Source organism: Amycolatopsis sp. NPDC004625, from assembly GCF_040609695.1.
In the GTDB taxonomy this organism is placed as follows: Bacteria; Actinomycetota; Actinomycetes; order Mycobacteriales; family Pseudonocardiaceae; genus Amycolatopsis.
This window is the reverse complement of record NZ_JBEXKX010000001.1, coordinates 154,020-166,869: the sequence shown is the minus strand read 5'-3', so window position 1 is coordinate 166,869 and position 12,850 is coordinate 154,020. Positions and strand designations below refer to the sequence as shown.

Below are 12,850 nucleotides of genomic sequence, written 5' to 3'. Positions count from 1 at the left end.
CCGAGCCCACCCCTGCTGCACCGCACCACCAGCTCCGCACCTTCTTTCCTGCCCGGTGCCGGCGGACCACGGGCGACGAGGAAAGGAGGCACGACGGTGCCCGGTGGACTCAACCTCGAACAACTCCGCAAGCGCGCGAAGGAACTCGCGCGCGCCGAAGGCGTCAAACTCGCCGAAGCGCAGTTCCGCATCGCGCGGGACCACGGGTTCCCGAGCTGGCCGAAACTGCAGGCGTACCTGCGGCGCGTCGCCGAACACGGGGAAACCCTGCAGCACCCGTACCACCAGGACGTCGAGTACTACGCCGAACGCGCGCTCGGCCTGCTCGCCTCGGCCGAGGACGGCACACCCGGCGCCAGGGAACCGTTCGAACGCCGGAACCAGCCGCTCACCCGGGACGGCGCCCGGGCGGTCGTCGCCCGGGAGCACGGTTTCGTTTCCTGGAGAGCACTCCGCGACCACGTCAAGTCTCTTGTGGACAGTGGCGAGCCGTTCGCCCGCGCCTACCGGGCGATCGAGGCGCGCAATCCCGAGCAACTCGACACGCTGCTCGGCGAGTTCCCCGGCCTCGTCGACGCCCGCGGCACCAACGGCAACGACCTGCTCGGCATGGCGGGCGCGACCCACGACGAGCGGCTCAGCCGCATCCTCCTCGACCACGGCGCCGATCCGGCCCGCGGCAACGTCCACGGCTGGACACCCCTGCACCAAGCCGCGTACAGCAACCTGCCCCTCCTGCTCGACCTGCTGCTGCGGCACGGCGCACCCACCGCCGTCTCCGCCCGCGGCGACGGCGGCACCCCCCTGGTCGTCGCCCTGTTCTGGGGTCACCGCGAAGCCGCGGAGATCCTCGCGCAGCACAGCCGGGCGCCGGGCAACCTGCGCGTCGCGGCCGGCCTCGGCCACCTCGACGCCGTCGACGAGCTCCTGACGTCCGGGAACCCCGGTGCGCACCGCGGCTTTTACCGTCCCCACAGCGGTTTCCCGCACTGGCAGCCGACGGACGACCCGGCCGAAGTCAGGAACGAAGCTCTCGCCTGGGCGGCCCGCAACAACCGCGTCGACGCGCTCGAAGCGCTCGTCGCGCGCGGAGCCGACGTGAACGCCGACGTCTACCGCGGGACCGCGCTGGCCTGGGCGGCGGCACAGGGCAGGCTCGCCGCCGTCCGAGCGCTTCTCGACCTCGGCGCCGACGTGAACCACCGCGGCACGTTCGGCGGCCCGAACCACGGCGAAGGCGTCACGGCCCTGCACCTGGCCGCGCAGTCCGGCCACCTCGACGTCATCCGCACCCTCGTCGAAAACGGCGCGGACCCCACCGCGCGGGACGCGATCTTCGACAGCACCCCGGAGAAGTGGGCGGAGGTGTGCGAGCAGCCGGCCGCGCGGGACCTGCTGAAGTAGACAAACGGAGTCTGTAGTCCGTATCTTCGAGAGGCGGACTACAGACTCCGTTTTGCTCACTGGGAGGATTCATGACCACACCGCGCGACGTCTTCACCGCGTTGTCCGACGGCATCAGTGAAGGACGCTTCGGCGAACTCTCCGCGCTCTACGCCGAGGACACCGTCGTCGAACACCCCCAAGCGGTCCCGAGACCGACGCGCCTGGTCGGCCGCGACGCGGTCCACGAACGGTTCACCGGCGTCCTCGCCGGGGCGCTGCGGCTCAAGCGCAAGAACGTCGTCGTCCACGAGACGACCGACCCCGAGGTGATCGTCGCCGAATACGACTACGACGCCGAGTCGGCGGAAACCGGCCGGACGATCGCGGCGGCCAACATCCAGGTGCTGCGCGTCCGCGACGGCCTGATCGTCCATTCCCGCGACTACCACGACTACCTGCGGCTCGCCGTCATCCGCGACGGCGTCGGCCAGCTCGCCAAGGCTTACGAAGAGGCGCCGCCGCGCGAGTTGTCGCCCAGCACGCCGGAGAGCGGCGGCACGGTGTTCGAGCGGCTCGTCCACGGCGTCGCCGGCGGCCGCTGGGACGAGCTACCGGAGCTGTACGCCGAGGAAACGCACGTCACGCACCCGTTCCTGCCGGGCTCGGAAACCCTGCGTTCCCGCGACGAACTGCGGGCGCACTTCGCGGCGGGCAAGGCGCTGAACCCGGGGTTCGCCGTCGCGGACCTGGTGGTCCACCAGGCCACCGACCCGGAAGTGCTGATCGGCGAGTTCGCCTACCAGGGCGAGCACGGCGGCCGCCCGGTTCGCATCGCCAACATCTTCGCCATGCGCATCCGCGACGGCCTGATCGTCGAATCCCGCGACTACGGCGACCACCTCGGCGTCGCCGGCGACCTCGGCCAGATCCCCGCGCTCGCGGCGAAGCTTTAAGCCTCGGCGAGGTCCTCGGGCAGGTCGAACTCGCCGTCGCGGACGCCCTTGACGAACGCGTCCCACTCCCCCGGCGTGAAGACGAGGATCACGCCGTCCGGCTTCGCCGACTGCCGCATCGCCGTGTAGGTGACGCCGTCGGTGTGCTCGATGAAGGCGTACTCGACGCAGTCGTCGAGGGTGACGCCCTCGGGCTCGGCCCGGATCCACTCGGCCTTCGTGAAGTCGAGGTGGTGCCGGATGTGCGCCTTGTCGTCGACCGGCTGCTCACTCATGTCTCCAGCGTAGCGACCCGGCCACCGAACGCACCGAAGGGGACGCCCGGCGCGGGCGTCCCCTTCGGGTCTTGGAGGAAGATCAGGCGGTCTCGGTGATCGGCCGGTCCACCCACGACATCAGGTCGCGCAGCTTCTTGCCGGTCGCCTCGATCGGGTGCTGGTTGCCCTGCTCCTCGAGCTTGGTGAAGTTCGGCCGGCCGGCCTCGTCCTCGGCGACCCACTCACGCGCGAACGTGCCGTCCTGGATCTCGCCGAGGATCTTCTTCATCTCTTCCTTGACCGCCGGCGAGATGACGCGCGGGCCGCGGGTCAGGTCGCCGTACTCGGCGGTGTCGGAGATCGAGTAGCGCTGGCGCGCGATGCCGCCCTCGTACATCAGGTCGACGATCAGCTTCAGCTCGTGCAGCACCTCGAAGTAGGCGATCTCCGGGGCGTAGCCGGCCTCGGTGAGCACCTCGAACCCGGTCTGCACCAGCGCGGACGCGCCACCGCAGAGCACGGCCTGCTCGCCGAAGAGGTCGGTCTCGGTCTCCTCGGTGAACGTCGTCTTGATGACACCCGCGCGGGCGCCACCGATGGCGGCCGCGTAGGACAGCGCGAGCGCCTGGGCGTTGCCGGACGCGTCCTGCTCGACCGCGATGAGCGCCGGGACGCCCTTGCCGTCGACGAACTGGCGGCGGACCAGGTGGCCCGGGCCCTTCGGGGCGACCATCGCGACGTCGACGTTCGCCGGCGGCTTGATCAGGTCGTAGCGGATGTTGAAGCCGTGCCCGAAGAAGAGGGCGTCGCCGTCCTTGAGGTTCGGCGCGATGTCCTGCTCGTAGATGTGGCGCTGCTTGGTGTCCGGCGCCAGGATCATGATCAGGTCGGCCTCGGCCGACGCCTCGGCCGGGGTGAGCACGCGCAGGCCCTGCTCCTCGGCCTTCGCCCGCGACTTGGACCCCTCGGGCAGGCCGATGCGGACGTCGACGCCGGAGTCGCGCAGGCTCAGCGAGTGGGCGTGGCCCTGGCTGCCGTAGCCGATGACAGCGACCTTGCGCCCCTGGATGATCGAGAGGTCGGCGTCGTCGTCGTAGAAGATTTCCACTGCCATGGGGGTTACTGCTTCCTTTCCTGACTGACTTGCTTCTAGCGCGGGGAGGTGGCGGTGATCGAACGGGCGCCTCGGCCCACCGCGACCATGCCGGACTGCACCAGCTCGCGGATGCCATACGGCTCCAGCATCCGCAGCAGCGCACCGATCTTGTCGGACGTCCCGGTGGCCTCGACGGTGAGCGCCTCGGGAGAGACGTCCACCACCTTGGCCCGGAAGAGCTGGACGGTTTCGAGGACCTGGCTGCGCACGGTGTTGTCGGCGCGCACCTTCACCAGCAGCAGTTCGCGCTGCACGGCGGTCGACTGCTCCAGCTCGACGATCTTGATCACGTTGACCAGCTTGTTGAGCTGCTTCGTCACCTGTTCGAGCGGTAGCTCTTCCACGGCGACCACGATCGTCATGCGGGACACCTCGGGGTTTTCCGTGGGCCCGACGGCGAGGGACTCGATGTTGAACCCGCGGCGGGAGAACAGGCCCGAGACGCGCGCGAGCACACCGGGCTTGTTCTCGACCAGGACACTCAGCGTGTGGACGCTCATCTCAGCGCTCACCCTCTCCGGCGGCTTCCGCGGCAGCCTCGGTCGTCTCGACCGACACCTCGTCGTCGTCGAACAGCGGCCGGATGCCCCGGACCGCCATGATCTCGTCGTTGCCGGTGCCAGCCGCGACCATCGGCCACACCTGGGCATCCTTCCCCACGACGAAGTCGATCACGACGGGGCGGTCGTTGATTTCCATCGCGCGGCGGATGGTCACGTCGACGTCTTCCTTCGTCTCGCACCGCAGGCCCGCGCAGCCCAGGGCCTCGGCCAGCAGCACGAAGTCCGGGATGCGGTGCTTGTGCGTGCCGAGGTCGGTGTTGGAGTACCGCTCCGAGTAGAAGAGGTTCTGCCACTGCCGGACCATGCCCAGGTTGCCGTTGTTGATCACGGCGACCTTGATCGGCGCGCCCTCGATGGCGCAGGTGGCCAGCTCCTGGTTGGTCATCTGGAAGCAGCCGTCGCCGTCGATCGCCCAGACCTGTGTGCCCGGGACGCCGAACTGCGCGCCCATCGCGGCGGGCACCGCGTAGCCCATGGTGCCGAGGCCGCCGGAGTTGATCCAGGTGCGCGGGTTCTCGTACTTGACGAACTGCGCGGCCCACATCTGGTGCTGGCCGACACCCGCGGCGTACACCGCGTCCGGGCCGACGATCTGGCCGATCCGCTCGATGACGTACTGCGGCGACAGCGAACCGTCGTCGGGCCACTCGTACCCGGCCGGGTAGGTCCTGCGCCAGTCGTCGGCCTGGGTCCACCAGTCGGCCAGGTCGGGCCGGCCGCCGTGGTCGAACTCCGTCTGCACGGCGGTGATCAGCTCGCCGATGATCTCCTTGCAGTCGCCCACGATCGGGACGTCGGCCTTGCGGTTCTTGGAGATCTCGGCCGGGTCGATGTCGGCGTGCACGATCGCGGCGTCCGGCGCGAACGAGGACAGCTGGCCGGTGACCCGGTCGTCGAACCGGGCCCCGAGCGCGATCAGCAGGTCGGCCCGCTGCATCGCGGCGACCGCGGCGACCGAGCCGTGCATGCCCGGCATGCCGAGGTGCTGCGGGTGCGAGTCGGGGAACGCGCCGCGCGCCATCAGCGTGGTGACGACCGGGATGTTCGTCAGCTCGGCGAGCTGCTTCAGCTGCTCGTGCGCCTCGGCCTTGATGACGCCACCGCCGACGTAGAGCACCGGCCGTCGCGACTTGGCGATCAGCTTCGCGGCTTCGCGGACCTGCTTGCCGTGCGGGCGCAGCGTGGGGCGGTAGCCCGGCAGCCGCAGCTCGGTCGGCCAGGAGAACGAGGTCATCTCCTGCAGCACGTCCTTGGGGATGTCCACCAGGACGGGGCCGGGTCGGCCCGTCGCGGCCAGGTGGAACGCCTCGGCGATGGTCCGCGGGATGTCCGCGGGGTCGGTGACGAGGAAGTTGTGCTTGGTGATCGGCATGGTGATGCCGCAGATGTCGGCTTCCTGGAACGCGTCCGTGCCGATCAGCGCGCGGGACTGCTGCCCGGTGATGGCGACGACCGGGACGGAGTCCATGTTCGCGTCGGCCAGCGGGGTGACCAGGTTGGTCGCGCCCGGGCCCGACGTCGCCATGCAGACGCCGACCTTGCCGGTGGCCTGCGCGTAGCCGGTGGCCGCGTGGCCGGCGCCCTGCTCGTGACGGACCAGGACGTGGCGGACCTTCGTCGAGTCCAGCAGCGGGTCGTAGGCGGGCAGGATGGTGCCGCCCGGAATCCCGAAGACCACCTCGGCGCCGACGGCCTCGAGCGAGCGCACGAGGGACTGGGCGCCGGTGACGCGCACCGGCGTTCCCGCCGGTGGTGCCGGCTTCGGACGTGCTCCGGGCGTTCCGGGCGTCGGCCCGGGTTTCGCGTCGCTGCGCGACGTGGCACTGGTCATCGGATCTGCCTCGTGGGTCTCGGTGTCACTCGTTCGGGTCTGTTTGGGGCTCGTTTTGTGCGGTGGGGCCGGGAATCTCTTCCCTCGGGCAACAAAAAACCCTCGCCGACCGTAAGGTCGCACGAGGGTTCGCGCGTCGACGCAGCGGAAAGTCTTCCCTAAGCGTCGACGCGCTTGGGAAGTACGAGGCCGGTCAGCGGTGTCACGGCGACGACGCTAGACCGAACGCCCCGCGGGTGTCAACTCTGCGGGACGACGTGTCCGCATCGTGGACGTGGGTCACACCGGCGCGACCCGGGTCCGAGCCGGTGAACGGCGCGGTGCACCATTTCCGGGTGGCCGAAAAAGAGCAGGAAGAAGGTCGGAAGGCCGTCTTCCGGATCCCCCGCACGTCCTTCATGGCGATCGCTCTCCTGACGATCTGCGTGACGCCGATCGCGCTCGGGGAGATCCCGTACCTGCAGTGGCTCTACGTCTTCCCGATCGCGCTGGCGGTGTTCGTGGTCCGCCACCGCACGGTCGCGACACGCTCGGGGCTGGCCGTGCGCACGGTGTTCGGCCACCGGGACATCCCGTGGTCGGCGCTGAAGGGCCTGTCGATCACGAAGAGGGCGCGCGTGCAGGCCGTGCTGAAGGACGACACGAAGGTGCCGCTGCCGACGGTGCGGACCCGGCACCTGCCGGTGCTGTCGCTGGTCAGCGAGGGCCTGATCGCGGACCCGAGCGGGGTGCTCGACGCCGAGGACATCAAGCCCGGGACGCCGGAGTCGTCGACCAAAGAGTAAATTGGTCCTACCAGTTTCGCCGGCCACCCTTTGACCTGGGAGTTTCCGTGCCGCCTCTTCGTTCCCGGACCACCACCCACGGCCGCAACGCGGCGGGCGCGCGCTCGCTCTGGCGCGCCACGGGCATGACCGACAGCGACTTCGGCAAGCCGATCGTCGCCATCGCGAACTCCTACACGCAGTTCGTGCCGGGGCACGTGCACCTCAAGGACCTCGGCGAGATCGTCGCGGACGCGGTCAAGGAAGCGGGCGGCGTCGCGCGCGAGTTCCACACCATCGCCGTCGACGACGGCATCGCCATGGGCCACTCCGGCATGCTCTACTCGCTGCCCTCGCGCGAGATCATCGCCGACTCGGTGGAGTACATGGTCAACGCGCACCAGGCCGACGCGCTCGTGTGCATCTCCAACTGCGACAAGATCACGCCGGGCATGCTCAACGCGGCGATGCGCCTGAACATCCCGGTCGTGTTCGTCTCCGGCGGCCCGATGGAGGCCGGCAAGGCCGTGGTCGTGGGCGGCGTCGCGCAGGCCCCGACCGACCTGATCACCGCGATCGCGGCGTCGGCGAGCCCCGAGGTCGACGAGGACGGGCTCGCGGCCGTCGAGCGGTCGGCCTGTCCGACCTGCGGTTCGTGCTCCGGCATGTTCACCGCGAACTCGATGAACTGCCTCACCGAGGCGCTCGGTTTGTCGCTTCCCGGCAACGGCTCGACGCTGGCGACCCACGCGGCGCGCCGCGCGCTGTTCGAGGAGGCCGGGCGCACGGTCGTCGAGCTGTGCAAGCGCTGGTACGAAAACGACGACGCCTCGGTCCTGCCGCGTTCGATCGCGTCGAAGGCGGCGTTCGAGAACGCGATGGCCCTCGACATGGCGATGGGCGGCTCGACGAACACGGTGCTGCACATCCTCGCCGCCGCGCAGGAGGGCGAGGTCGACTTCACGATCGCCGACATCGACGCGATCGGCCGCCGCGTGCCGTGCCTGTCGAAGGTGGCGCCGAACTCGGACTACCACATGGAGGACGTCCACCGCGCCGGCGGCATCCCGGCGATCCTGGGCGAGCTCTACCGCGGCGGCCTGCTGAACACCGACGTGTGGTCGGTGCACTCGCGCGACATCGATTCCTGGCTTTCGGCGTGGGACATCCGCGCCGCTTCGCCTTCTTCCTCGGCGGTCGAGCTGTTCCACGCGGCGCCGGGCGGCGTCCGCACGACGCAGGCGTTCTCGACCTCGAACCGCTGGTCGTCCCTGGACACCGACGCGGCCGGCGGCTGCATCCGCAACGTCGAGCACGCGTACACGAAGGACGGCGGCCTCGCGATCCTGCGCGGCAACCTCGCGGAGAACGGCGCGGTGATCAAGGCCGCGGGCATCGACGAGGACCTGTGGCACTTCGAGGGCCCGGCGCGGGTGCTGGAGAGCCAGGAGGAGGCGGTGTCGGCGATCCTCAAGAAGGAGATCCAGCCGGGCGAGGTGCTGGTGATCCGCTACGAGGGTCCGGCGGGCGGCCCGGGCATGCAGGAGATGCTGCACCCGACGGCGTTCCTCAAGGGCTCGGGCCTGGGCAAGAAGTGCGCCCTGATCACCGACGGCCGCTTCTCGGGCGGTTCGTCGGGCATTTCGGTGGGCCACATCTCCCCGGAGGCGGCGGCGGGCGGCCTGATCGGCCTGGTCGAGAACGGCGACCGCATCCTCCTGGACATCCATGAGCGTCGGCTGGAGCTGCTGGTTTCCCCGGACGTCCTGGCGGAGCGCCGCGCGAAGATGGAGGCGTCGGAGCGGCCGTGGCAGCCGAAGGACCGCCAGCGCCCGGTGACGGCGGCCCTGCGCGCGTACGCCCGCATGGCGACGTCGGCGGACACCGGCGCGGTCCGTGACGTGAACAAGTAGGTTCTCCGACCGCAAAGGCCGTCCCGGTCCCCCGGGGCGGCCTTTGCCGTTTTTCGTCATCAGGCGCGATCGTGCAGCGTGACGTGGTAGCCGTCGGGATCGGCGAAGGTGAACGTCCGCCCGAAGGGCCCGTCGATCGGCGCGGAGACGATGGTGTGCCCGTCAGCGACCAGCGCGTCGTGGATGGCCTGGACGTCGGTGGCGTGCAGCCAGATCGCGGCCCCAACACCGGGGCGGCCGGTCAGCTCGGTACCGGGAACGACATCCCGGAGGGCGAAGGCGATGGGTTTGGTCTCGAAGACGACGGCGTGCGGCGGCCCGGCCGGCGAGCGGACGAGGCCGAGGTACTGCTCGTAGAACGCCTGAGAGGCGTCGAGGTCGCGCGCTTGCAGCGAGACGAAGTCGGGGCCGGTGACGGGCATGGGAACACTCCTCGGGTTGCGTGTCAGCTTCCTGACACGACCCAACCTATGTCAGAATGCTGACATGAGTCAAGACGGGGTCGACCTCAAGACGTCACTGGGGTACCTGCTGAAGGAGGCATCGAGCGCGCTGCGCGTGGCGATGGAGGAGGTGCTGCGGCCGCTGGGGATGAGCGTGACGCACTACTCGTGCCTCGAGCTGCTGGCCCAGCGCCCGGGCTTGTCGAATTCCGAGCTGGCCCGAGGGGCGTTCGTGACGCGGCAGACGATGAACGTCCTGCTCCAGGCATTGGAGCGAGACGGCTACGTGACAAGGCCGGCGGAGGCACCCGTCGGAAAGGCGCTGCCGACGCGGCTCACGCCTCGAGGCCGCCGCAGCCTGGAGAAGGCGACGGCTGCGGTCCGGTCGGTCGAGGTGCGGATGCTGGCGAGGTTGACCGAGGCCGAGCGGTCAGGCGCGTTCGAGGTTCTGCAGAAAATGATCCACTCCCTGCGCGACGACGCCTAGCCCGTCCCCGGCACCGCGCCCTCGCTTGGCCGCCGTGCCAGCGAAAACCCAGCTACATCCGCTTTCGCGACAAGCCACCGAAGCCCCCGCCGCTCGGGGGACCCCCGATTTCAACGTTACCGGCAGCCACCGACAGTTCCGGCCCACCGAAGCCGAGTTGTCCACACCCCCGCCGAATTGTCCACAGCTACCGCGTCAAAACGATGACCACGACCGCCGCGGCCGCCGACAGCAGCAGCGACACCAGGCCCAGCGGCAGCGGCCGCTTCCGCCACGGTGTGTTCCGCTCCAGCGAGATCGGCCCGGCCCCGGTGAACAGCAGGCTCAGTGCCGCCGCCCCGAGCAGGAGCTCCAGCTCGAAACCCTGGCCCTGTCCCTCGAAGAACCCGCCGTGGAACTTCGCGTACACGGCGTTGGCCGCGACACCCAGCAGGCCGGCCGCCGCCAGCGGCGTGAACAGCCCGACGATCACCAGCACCCCGCCGCCGACCTCCGTGATGCCGGTGATCCACGACAGCAGCGTCGTCTGCTTGTGGTAGCCGAACGTCTCCAGCATCCGCGCGAACCCGCCGATGCCCGGCCCGCCGAACAGGCCGAACAGGTGCTGCAGGCCGTGCGCCCCCATGGTCAGGCCCAGCGCCAGCCGCAGGATCAGCAGGCCGAGACCGAGACCGCCCTGCCGTGGCGTGTCGTCCGACCGATCGTCCTCGACACCCGACAGGACGCTGGTGGGCTGCTGCGAAAAGTCGTCTCCACTGCTCACCCGCGCAGGTTAGGGGAATCCCGCGCCCCTGGCGAGCTCAATGAGGCTTGTTCAGCCGTCGGCCGCCTGACCAGAACAAGCCTCAGTATTCCCCGTGGACGAGGTTGTCCGGCAGCTCCCCACCGGCGTACCGCGCGATCTCGGCCGCGGCGACGGCGTACGACCGGCCACGAACCCCGCGCACCGCCCCGCCGACGTGCGGCGTCAGCAGCAGCCCCGGCACCGTCCACAGCGGGTGCCCGGCCGGCGGCGGCTCAGGGTCGGTGACGTCGAGCGCCGCCCGCAGCCGGCCCGTGGTCAGTTCGGCGACCAGGGCGCCGGTGTCCACGACGGCGCCGCGCGAGGCGTTGACCAGCACAGCGCCGTCGCGCATCCGCGACAAGAAGTCCGCGCCGGCCATCCCGCGGGTGCGGGACGTCAGCGGCACCATCAGCACCACGACGTCGTGCAGCTCGAGCAAGCCCGGCAGCTCGCGCACGCCGTGCACGCCCTCCCGCGCGGTCATCCCGACCATCGTGCAGCGCGCGTCGAACGGCTCCAGCCGGCGCCGCAGGTGCTGCCCGAGGTCGCCGGCGCCGATGACGAGCACCCGCTTGCCCTGCAGCGTGTCGGTCGTCTGCCGCGCCCACCGGCCCTCGCGCCGCGCCGCGGCGAAGACGTCCAGTTGCCGGTACATCGACAACAGCGCGGCGACGACCCACTCGGCGGTGCTCCCGCCGTGCGCGCCGCGGCAGGTCGAGAGGAGGACGCCGTCGGGCACCTTGCCGACCCAGTCCTCGGCGCCGGCGGACAGCAGCTGGATCAGCTTCAGGTTCGGCACGGTGCGCCACAGCGGCTCCCCCGGCGGGTGCTTGCCGGGGATGAGCACCTCGGCCTTCGCGGCCTCGGGCGGCACCGGCTCGCCCCACTGGTAGCGCACGGGCAGGACCCGCGGAACCTCGGCGAGCACGGTCATGCCCTCGTCGTCGGGCACCAGCACGGTCAGCGTCATGATCCCCAACGTAATCGAGGAGTACTCACCCATGGTTCACGCACCGGCCCCTAGGCTGGGGGATCATGCGCACCCGGTACCGCTCGGCCCTGCTGGCGATCGTGGCCTGCGGCGTCCTGCTGCCCGCCGGCTGCGCGCGGTTCGACGACACCGCGGCGGGCCAGACGTTCAGTCCAGCGCCGGTGCCGAGCCCCGAGTCGCCGCCCGAGGTCCAGGGTCCCGGGGCGGACTCCGGCAGTGAGGGCAAGCAGCCGCGGCCGGGCCAGTCGGCCGCGCCGGTGCCCCCGCCCCAGGGCTGCAAGGACTTCGATTCGTCGGTGATCGCGACCTGCCTGGACACGGTGGCCGCGGTGGCCGGCCTGCCGGGCGACGGCTCCACGCCGAGCGCGCTGGCGGGCGAGCGCAAGAGCGGCCGCGTCCTGCTGGCGACGGGCGGCAAGGACGCGACGGACTTCGCGAAGCTCGACGTCCAGGCAGCCGGCGACGGTGGCCTGACCGGGCTCGCGCTGTCGCCGTCGTACGTCGAAGACCAGCTGGTGTTCGCCTACATCACGACGGCGACCGACAACCGTGTCGTCCGGTTCGCCAAGGGCCAGGCGCCGAAGCCGGTGCTCACCGGCATCCCGAAGGGCGCGTCCGGCAACCGCGGCACGATCGGCACGGACAACAAGGGCGCCCTCCTGGTCGCAACCGGCGACGCGGGCAACCCGAACGCGGCGGCCGACGCGAACTCCCTCGCCGGCAAGCTGCTGCGCATCGACACGTCGGGCAAGGCCGCGGCGGGCAACCCGAACGGCGCCCTGGCGGTGGCGGCGGGCCTGCACGCCCCGGGCGGGGTGTGCGCGTCGGCCGACGGCAGCCGTGTCTGGGTCACCGACCGGCTGGCTGACAAGGACGCGCTCTACCGCGTCCAGGCCGGCCAGCCGCTGACGACGCCGGCGTGGACGTGGCCGGACAAACCGGGCGTCGCGGGCTGCGCCGACTTCGTCGACGCCAACGGCTCCCTGTCGGTCGGCACGTCCTTGGCCGGGAACCTGCAGAACCTCCCGGTGACCGCCGAGGGCGCGATCAGCGGCAAGCCGACGGTGAGCCTCGACGGCAAGACGGGCAAACCCCCGGTGACGTACGGGCGGCTCGCGGGCATGAGCATGATCAACCCGCAGCTGGCGGTGGCGGGAACGGTCAACAAGGACGGCGGCACCCCGGTCTCCAGCGACGACCGGGTGGTCCTGATCACCCCAGCCACCTCCGGCGGCGGCAACGGCAAGGACTGAGCACGCGGTCGCTGTTTTCCGACCACGCTGCAGTCCGGCTCGGTCCGGCGGCCCGTGTCGTTCGATCGA

Annotated in this window: 13 protein-coding genes; 6 read left to right on the top strand and 7 right to left on the bottom strand. The window is 70.6% G+C overall.

The features are described 5' to 3' along the window. The first annotated feature begins 96 nt into the window (after nt 1-96). The gene (locus tag ABZW17_RS00790; protein WP_354808228.1) at nt 97-1,404 is read left to right on the top strand and encodes an ankyrin repeat domain-containing protein; all 1,308 of its coding nucleotides are present in this window, start codon (nt 97-99) and stop codon (nt 1,402-1,404) included. 71 nt (nt 1,405-1,475) lie between these two features. After that, on the top strand, nt 1,476-2,339 hold the full coding sequence (locus ABZW17_RS00785) for a nuclear transport factor 2 family protein (RefSeq protein ID WP_354808227.1): 864 nt from the start codon (nt 1,476-1,478) through the stop codon (nt 2,337-2,339). On the opposite strand, the gene ABZW17_RS00780 is transcribed toward ABZW17_RS00785, so the two are convergent. The 4 genes from ABZW17_RS00780 to ABZW17_RS00765 all read right to left on the bottom strand — a co-directional run bounded on the left by ABZW17_RS00780 (nt 2,336) and on the right by ABZW17_RS00765 (nt 6,146). Then, nucleotides 2,336-2,614, bottom strand: coding sequence for a DUF397 domain-containing protein (locus ABZW17_RS00780; RefSeq protein WP_257925890.1), 279 nt, complete (start codon nt 2,612-2,614; stop codon nt 2,336-2,338). The two genes, ABZW17_RS00785 and ABZW17_RS00780, sit on opposite strands and share 4 nt — an antisense overlap. 82 nt (nt 2,615-2,696) lie before the next feature. Continuing rightward, nucleotides 2,697-3,710 (bottom strand): ketol-acid reductoisomerase, encoded by a 1,014-nt coding sequence (gene ilvC, locus ABZW17_RS00775; RefSeq protein ID WP_026469083.1) that lies wholly within the window; start codon nt 3,708-3,710, stop codon nt 2,697-2,699. A gap of 35 nt (nt 3,711-3,745) precedes the next feature. Beyond that, nucleotides 3,746-4,252, bottom strand: coding sequence for an acetolactate synthase small subunit (gene ilvN / locus ABZW17_RS00770; RefSeq protein WP_003080760.1), 507 nt, complete (start codon nt 4,250-4,252; stop codon nt 3,746-3,748). 1 nt (nt 4,253) lies between these two features. Then, the gene (locus ABZW17_RS00765) at nt 4,254-6,146 is read right to left on the bottom strand and encodes an acetolactate synthase large subunit (RefSeq protein WP_354808226.1); all 1,893 of its coding nucleotides are present in this window, start codon (nt 6,144-6,146) and stop codon (nt 4,254-4,256) included. 335 nt (nt 6,147-6,481) lie between these two features. Between ABZW17_RS00765 and ABZW17_RS00760 the strand changes: the two genes are divergently transcribed. Continuing rightward, nucleotides 6,482-6,931: a PH domain-containing protein gene (locus ABZW17_RS00760; protein ID WP_354808225.1), complete on the top strand. Its 450-nt coding sequence runs from the start codon at nt 6,482-6,484 to the stop codon at nt 6,929-6,931. Nucleotides 6,932-6,978: 47 nt separating this feature from the next. Further along, nucleotides 6,979-8,823, top strand: coding sequence for a dihydroxy-acid dehydratase (gene ilvD / locus ABZW17_RS00755; protein ID WP_354808224.1), 1,845 nt, complete (start codon nt 6,979-6,981; stop codon nt 8,821-8,823). Between the two features lie 59 nt (nt 8,824-8,882). On the opposite strand, the gene ABZW17_RS00750 is transcribed toward ilvD, so the two are convergent. Further along, nucleotides 8,883-9,245, bottom strand: a complete 363-nt coding sequence (locus tag ABZW17_RS00750) for a VOC family protein (protein ID WP_354808223.1) — start codon at nt 9,243-9,245, stop codon at nt 8,883-8,885. A 64-nt stretch (nt 9,246-9,309) separates the two neighbouring features. Here ABZW17_RS00750 and ABZW17_RS00745 point away from each other — a divergent pair, with 64 nt between their 5' ends. Further along, nucleotides 9,310-9,753, top strand: coding sequence for a MarR family transcriptional regulator (locus ABZW17_RS00745; protein WP_354808222.1), 444 nt, complete (start codon nt 9,310-9,312; stop codon nt 9,751-9,753). 187 nt (nt 9,754-9,940) lie between these two features. Here ABZW17_RS00745 and ABZW17_RS00740 read toward each other — a convergent pair whose 3' ends face one another. Both ABZW17_RS00740 and ABZW17_RS00735 read right to left on the bottom strand, forming a co-directional pair. Continuing rightward, nucleotides 9,941-10,516 (bottom strand): DoxX family membrane protein, encoded by a 576-nt coding sequence (locus tag ABZW17_RS00740; RefSeq protein WP_354808221.1) that lies wholly within the window; start codon nt 10,514-10,516, stop codon nt 9,941-9,943. A gap of 82 nt (nt 10,517-10,598) precedes the next feature. Then, nucleotides 10,599-11,507 (bottom strand): 2-hydroxyacid dehydrogenase, encoded by a 909-nt coding sequence (locus tag ABZW17_RS00735; RefSeq protein WP_354808220.1) that lies wholly within the window; start codon nt 11,505-11,507, stop codon nt 10,599-10,601. A 65-nt stretch (nt 11,508-11,572) separates the two neighbouring features. On the opposite strand from ABZW17_RS00735, the gene ABZW17_RS00730 reads away from it, so the two are divergent. Then, the gene (locus ABZW17_RS00730; protein ID WP_354808219.1) at nt 11,573-12,781 is read left to right on the top strand and encodes a PQQ-dependent sugar dehydrogenase; all 1,209 of its coding nucleotides are present in this window, start codon (nt 11,573-11,575) and stop codon (nt 12,779-12,781) included. Nucleotides 12,782-12,850: the final 69 nt, after the last annotated feature.

Bases quoted from the DNA above. Each gene is read 5' to 3' on its own strand.
- ABZW17_RS00785 (WP_354808227.1), top strand. From the start codon at position 1,476: ATGACCACACCGCGCGACGTCTTCACCGCGTTGTCCGACGGCATCAGT.
- ABZW17_RS00780 (WP_257925890.1), bottom strand. From the start codon at position 2,614: ATGAGTGAGCAGCCGGTCGACGACAAGGCGCACATCCGGCACCACCTC.
- ilvC (WP_026469083.1), bottom strand. From the start codon at position 3,710: ATGGCAGTGGAAATCTTCTACGACGACGACGCCGACCTCTCGATCATC.
- ilvN (WP_003080760.1), bottom strand. From the start codon at position 4,252: ATGAGCGTCCACACGCTGAGTGTCCTGGTCGAGAACAAGCCCGGTGTG.
- ABZW17_RS00765 (WP_354808226.1), bottom strand. From the start codon at position 6,146: ATGACCAGTGCCACGTCGCGCAGCGACGCGAAACCCGGGCCGACGCCC.
- ABZW17_RS00750 (WP_354808223.1), bottom strand. From the start codon at position 9,245: ATGCCCGTCACCGGCCCCGACTTCGTCTCGCTGCAAGCGCGCGACCTC.
- ABZW17_RS00745 (WP_354808222.1), top strand. From the start codon at position 9,310: ATGAGTCAAGACGGGGTCGACCTCAAGACGTCACTGGGGTACCTGCTG.
- ABZW17_RS00735 (WP_354808220.1), bottom strand. From the start codon at position 11,507: ATGACGCTGACCGTGCTGGTGCCCGACGACGAGGGCATGACCGTGCTC.
- ABZW17_RS00730 (WP_354808219.1), top strand. From the start codon at position 11,573: ATGCGCACCCGGTACCGCTCGGCCCTGCTGGCGATCGTGGCCTGCGGC.